This window comes from Legionella drancourtii LLAP12, from assembly GCF_000162755.2.
Lineage (GTDB): Bacteria > Pseudomonadota > Gammaproteobacteria > Legionellales > Legionellaceae > Legionella > Legionella drancourtii.
The window spans coordinates 143,540-149,270 of the sequence record NZ_JH413808.1 but is presented as its reverse complement, the minus strand read 5'-3'; the positions used below and the strand labels follow the sequence as shown (position 1 = coordinate 149,270).

The window sequence follows — 5,731 nt, the reverse complement described above, 5'->3', positions numbered from 1 at the left end:
CCTCTCTTACTGCAAGCAGCAAGATTAGGTTGGCTCATTAAGATTAAAACCTTAATTGCAAATGATAGACATTTATTAAAAACAACAGTAGATAAGCAGGGTAATACCGCGTTACATCTTGCAATTTTGGCTGGCCAAACGGAAGTTATCAAATATTTGCTTACGGAAGCGCCAGAGCTTCGTGATATTAAAAATAATTATGGGGATGTGGCCAGTGATTTGGGGGAGCTGCCCCTCAGTGGTGATGTCCGCCCAATGACCTCGATAGTTTCTTTCTTTCGGCCATCACCGCTGAATACGAGTGATTCTGTCACGGGTTTTCATGTTGCGGCGCCCCCATCTCCCGGTCGTGATCATTAATTTTGAACAAGTATTCTTAATGTCTTACAAGGAAGTAGATAAAGTATAAAATCAGACTTATTCAAGCGCATCTATAAGATGCGCAAAAGAGTCCTTATTTCAACATTGAAAAATCTCATTGATTGTTCCTGGTACTAATAACAAGAGGTTAACAAAATCCCTAACTTAACATATGCTGTATCTGATTTAAAACTTCTTGCGGCTGAAACTTGACCAGAAAATAACCATGCTCAGCTTTGATTTCGGCAATGAGTGCGGGATTAGAGATACTGGAGCTGAATAAAATAGGCATGGCTTTACATTCTTCGTGGATTTTTCTTGCCATTTCTATTCCATTCATCCGCGGCATTTCTATATCAGTAATAATTAAATCAATTTTATCCGGTGCCGCCATAAATTTTTCTAATCCTTCCTGACCGTCATTTGCGACGATACAATTCATGCCATTTTCTCCGAGAAGCTTTGTGATCTGGTGGCGAAAAACTTTTGAGTCTTCAATAATGAGCACTGATTTACCAGCTAATTCACTATACTTAACTGACGGATTATTTTGGTTAATTTCTTCTAAATTTAATAAGCCAAGACGATTTAATATACCTTCCAAATCGAGTAGATAAAGAAAACTATTTCTATAGTAGAAAAGCCCGGTGAACATGCATTTGGCATAATTCTCAAATATTTTGGGGATATGTAAAATCTGATTACTTTTAAGTGATTCAATACGGTACGTTGCATTAACTAATATACCTACAATCATGTCACATAATTGGCAAATCACTATTTTAGTTTTATCATGACTACTGTTTGCTACCTGATAATTGGCAGGCAAGGCTCCTGGTGATGGTGCTATTTCAGCGGCAATGATTTCACTATTATTAACCAAATCAATAACAGGTTCTCTTAAAATCATCGATAAATCCATCACCGGTACTGCTTCTTCATGATTATCAAGTAATCCAATAAAGGGAAAATGTGAGGAAGGTAGAGACGAAATTCCTCCATATTCTACAATTCCCATGATTTTTTGCGCATTAATTCCGATTAGCAGCTCTTTAGAATCGATTACAATAAGACAGGGAACTAATAATAATTCTTCACTTAATGCACCGTGATTATCTGCAATCATGATTCATTCTCCTTCGAATCAAAGTCACACTGGCGTAATATACGAACAGGTAAACCATCAATATTGATAGTAGATGATGTGAGCAGTTTTTTAGCCGCTTCTACTCGGCGGGGATGTTTAATGATAAGACCAAAAGGATTATCTTTGGTGAAATTTACTACTAATAAGAGGCCGGAGTTTTGTAACGAACTTATTCTGTTAATTTTTATATATTCACCAGTAAAATCAAGGACGGGTAATATTTGCCCGCTTAAATTTACTACGCCAAGATGTCCTGGTATGGTTTCTGGATAGGGGGTGATTACTGGAATTTCAACAACTTCATTAACATGTTGAAAATCCAAAGCATAATAAGAACCACACATTACAAACCGAATAAATGCCTGTTTTTCCTCAACTATTTTCGAGAGCCTAAGTTGAGAATATTCTATGTTTTTTTCAAATTGCATTGATTCTCACCTCATTTCTAAGCGAAATATTTTTATATAATTTCTCAAGAGACAATATAAATGCAGACACTCCAGTTGTTAGAATTGAGACTCCTTGTAAATAAGGCAATGTAGGTACGCCTGGTGGTAAGGCTTTTACAATAAGCTCTGTATTGGCAACCAGTTTGTCGGCAATAAAGGCACACAATTCCCCACCTATTTCGGAGAGGCAGACAAAAATATTTCTCCGCATAATAACATCTTCTGAACCTGTATTATCAAAGTAATTAGATAAGAAAATACACTTTACAAATTGGTCATCAATGTTTAATAAATATTGATTTTGATTAAAGATAATATCATTTCTTTGTAAGGTATACGTTTGCATAATATCGTGTGTGGGGATACCATAAAAATGCTCGCCAACACTGATGACAATCAATGGAATAATGGATAAGCCTATTGGCAAATGTAAGCTAAACGTTGTACCAACACCAACTTTAGTATCCACATGGATACTGCCACCTGACTTCTCAACATATGTTTTGACAACATCCATGCCAACGCCACGTCCTGAAATTTCGCTCACTTGTTGGGCTGTTGAAAAGCCGGGAGCAAAAATAAGTTGCAAAATATCTTGATCCGTTACTACATTTGAAACATCGATTCCTTTGGCTTTTGCCGATTTTAAAATATTTTGCGGATCAATCCCCTTGCCATCATCGTGGATCTTAAATACGGCCTCATTACCTATAATTTTGGCATCCATGCTGATCGTGCCTTGCCGCGGTTTATCACCACGTTCATCTGGCATCTCGATACCATGATCCATTGCATTTCGAATCACATGAATTAAAGGATCACCCAGCGAGTCTAAAATACGCTTATCTACTTCTGTTTCTTGCCCACTAATTTTGATTTGAATATTTTTTTCGCTCGTTTCATTATAAGCGCGAATTGTTTTTTCCATCCGTGAAAATAAACTTTTCACGGAAGTCATTCTCATGCTTAACACCGCGCTTTCAAGTTCAACAATTCGTTGTCTTAATGAATTATCTAATATCTCCCATTTTAGAAATAAATCATTTTGAATGGCATTATTTCTAAAACCAACCTCTAATAAATGGGCTATTTGATTTCTTAATAAGAAAATTTCGGATGTAATATCATAACTTCTTTGTATTCGCTCCAGTGGCACCCGAATCAGGTTGGGCGCCTCTTTTCTTTGTTGATTATTGGTCTGCACTTTTTGTTCGTCATCAGTCTGCTGCAAAACAGGAGCCGGAATCGGAGCTGACGGCATCGATACTGGAGGAATAATCTCCGGATTTGCTGTGCTAGTTTGGGGGCTTTGCCGTTTATTAACTTCTTTAAGCAACAGTACTTCTATTTGATCAACTTGGTGCGTAATATAAGTAACATCAAATTGTTCAGGTGCTTTTTTCATTTCACTTAAATGGCTTTCAAGTTCATGAGCAACTTCGGTTAGCATGCTCATTTCGAACATACCTGAACCACCTTTTATACTATGAATGCACCGATAAATCGCATTGATTTTTTCGGGTTGGCTATCAGGACTTTCACTGGTATAGGTTTTTAATAGGTCATATACTTCTTCGAGTAAGCCTGTTGCTTCCTCAAAAAATACATGTAAAATCTCATCATCGTCTTCCATAACCTCAATCCACCTTAGCTAATCTTATTAAGCAGTTTCTGTATATCATCCAATCGTTCTGTTAGCAGATGAACTTTTTCTTGTAATGAACTGCTGGCTTGCTCAACCTTGCTGATAGATTCTTGTGACTTCTCTGCTAATCTGGCAACCTCGTGGGCTACAATGGCAAAGCCTCTGCCTTCTTGTCCAGCGCGTGCGGCTTCTATTGACGCATTTAACGCTAATAGATCAGTCTTTCCAGAGAGATCACGAACAACGCCGACCATTTTATTAATGTCTTTAACCGATAACACAAATTCACTAAATACCTGACGAATATCTTCGAAATGCTTGTTAATATGACTTACCTCCGAACTATTGCTTATTTTTGCACTTGGATGAGCGTCATACTCTGAATCACGATCCGCGTAATCTATTTTGCTACTCATACTCTCTCTTCCTCTTTGACTTATGTTAATCGTTGAGCCTTGCCAACCTGTAGCGCGTCAAACCAATCGAAGAAACGTTCAACATCATCACCTCGAAAAATTGCGCCATGCTGTGGGCACATCATTTCAACACCTAATTTTCTAACACGGGCTAACCACATATCTTTAGCACTATTTGATGGCATCCAACGCTGATGAAACATTTGCATATAATGAATGTGGGAGGAAAAGTCAGAGACATATAAATCGGCATCATTGGGCAATAAAGCGGCGCCAACATCGCCACTAAATAAGATTTTGGATTCAGGATCAAACAAATGAAAATTTCCAGACGAGTGTAAATAATGTGCTGGTATCAGTTGTAAATGTTGATCACCTAGTTTCACATGCATCCCCTCATCCGGAACAGGATATAAATTGGGGGCAAACTTGTATCCAAAGTGGGCAATGAATCCATTCCATAGCCAAGATACATAAACCTTGGCGTTGGGCGTTAATTCCATCCACATCGGTAAGGATGACATAATATCTGGATCTTGATGTGAACATAAATAAGCCTTAATAGAGCTTAACTCGATTACTTCAGACACCATGGATAATACGCTTGGGAAAATCTCCATTCCGCCTGGATCAAGCAGCATGGATTCGTCACCTACCTGGATTATATATTCATTCGTATCAATAATAGATTCGGGTTTATTGGGATCGCGTGCTAAAACGGTCCATTGAATAGTGCCATTATCATAGAGAACTTCCTTTTTCATTATATTTCTCGCTCTTGCAATAGGTGTTTATTAATGTATTTAAAAAGCGTAAAATAATCTCTAAACGCATCATAATCTTCAGACAAATTCGTCAATAATTTTTCAAATGACTTAATTAATGAATCAACTGTTGCCAGCTTTAATTGATTTCTAAATAGTTCTTCCTCTACCCGTAGAGCGGTGAGGGCAACAAAGATGCGATTAATTAAGAATTCAAAAGCGCTAAAATGTGATTCAATGGCGTTAACGCCATTCACTAATTGAAAGGAGCCTCGAGCAACCTGACGTTTCAATCGTTCTTTAACCGTTTCAATGAGTTGAAAATTTGCCGGTTGGTTTTGGGATAGGGTTGTCTGGGTAAAATAATTAATACGTTGTTGGGCGATTTTAGATGAAAGTACATTTTCAATTAATTTATTGATGACATCTAAAAGCATGTTAATTTTTGTATGCATTTTACGCGATGTTTTTTCTATTTGACTGGATATTTCGAAGAATACTCGTGCTTGATTGCCTGTCTGACTTGCAACAATAGAGGCATTGACGGAAATATCTTCAACTTTACCTATGCTTCGCTGCATTCTTAGTGCTAGTCTGCGAAGCTCATTACAGGATGTGTAGTGATTATGGGTATTGTTATTCTTTATTAAGCTATTGTTCAACGTTTTACTCCATTAAAAAAACACCATACCAAAACGTGGCACTAGCTCGTTATCGATACTAGGACATCCATGTCCACGGATTCTACTCGCTAATGCAACAGGTATTTGGCTGCTACAGTCCTGCATAATTCAGTATAGCACCACATGTTTTTTTGTAAAATCCATGAGTTATATAAGCTGCTATTTTTGCAAAATAGTTTGGCGCGCGTATGGTGCATGCCAAAAAAAGTTACGCAGTTACCGTTGATTGTCTAAGTAGTGAAGGTGTTGATTATTAAAAACAGTGGA

General features: G+C 37.5%; 7 protein-coding genes. 1 reads left to right on the top strand and 6 read right to left on the bottom strand.

What is annotated here, in order from left to right; all coding sequences use genetic code 11:
- On the top strand, nucleotides 1-360 hold a 360-nt coding region (locus tag LDG_RS04785; protein WP_040534498.1), incomplete at its 5' end, for an ankyrin repeat domain-containing protein.
- 160 nt (nucleotides 361-520) lie between these two features.
- On the opposite strand, the gene LDG_RS04780 is transcribed toward LDG_RS04785, so the two are convergent.
- The 6 genes from LDG_RS04780 to LDG_RS04755 are packed head-to-tail and all read right to left on the bottom strand — an operon-like array spanning nucleotide 521 to nucleotide 5,443.
- Nucleotides 521-1,486 (bottom strand): chemotaxis protein CheV, encoded by a 966-nt coding sequence (locus LDG_RS04780; protein WP_006870041.1) that lies wholly within the window; start codon nucleotides 1,484-1,486, stop codon nucleotides 521-523.
- Nucleotides 1,483-1,935, bottom strand: coding sequence for a chemotaxis protein CheW (locus LDG_RS04775; protein WP_006870040.1), 453 nt, complete (start codon nucleotides 1,933-1,935; stop codon nucleotides 1,483-1,485). Before LDG_RS04775 ends, LDG_RS04780 begins: the two co-directional genes overlap by 4 nt.
- Nucleotides 1,925-3,589: a chemotaxis protein CheA gene (locus LDG_RS04770; RefSeq protein ID WP_006870039.1), complete on the bottom strand. Its 1,665-nt coding sequence runs from the start codon at nucleotides 3,587-3,589 to the stop codon at nucleotides 1,925-1,927. The genes LDG_RS04775 and LDG_RS04770 overlap by 11 nt, the downstream gene beginning before the upstream one ends.
- A 14-nt stretch (nucleotides 3,590-3,603) precedes the next feature.
- On the bottom strand, nucleotides 3,604-4,017 hold the full coding sequence (locus LDG_RS04765) for a methyl-accepting chemotaxis protein (RefSeq protein ID WP_006870038.1): 414 nt from the start codon (nucleotides 4,015-4,017) through the stop codon (nucleotides 3,604-3,606).
- A 20-nt stretch (nucleotides 4,018-4,037) separates the two neighbouring features.
- Nucleotides 4,038-4,781 (bottom strand): oxygen-binding di-iron domain-containing protein, encoded by a 744-nt coding sequence (locus tag LDG_RS04760; RefSeq protein ID WP_006870037.1) that lies wholly within the window; start codon nucleotides 4,779-4,781, stop codon nucleotides 4,038-4,040.
- Nucleotides 4,781-5,443, bottom strand: a complete 663-nt coding sequence (locus LDG_RS04755) for a hypothetical protein (protein WP_006870036.1) — start codon at nucleotides 5,441-5,443, stop codon at nucleotides 4,781-4,783. The genes LDG_RS04760 and LDG_RS04755 overlap by 1 nt, the downstream gene beginning before the upstream one ends.
- Nucleotides 5,444-5,731: the final 288 nt, after the last annotated feature.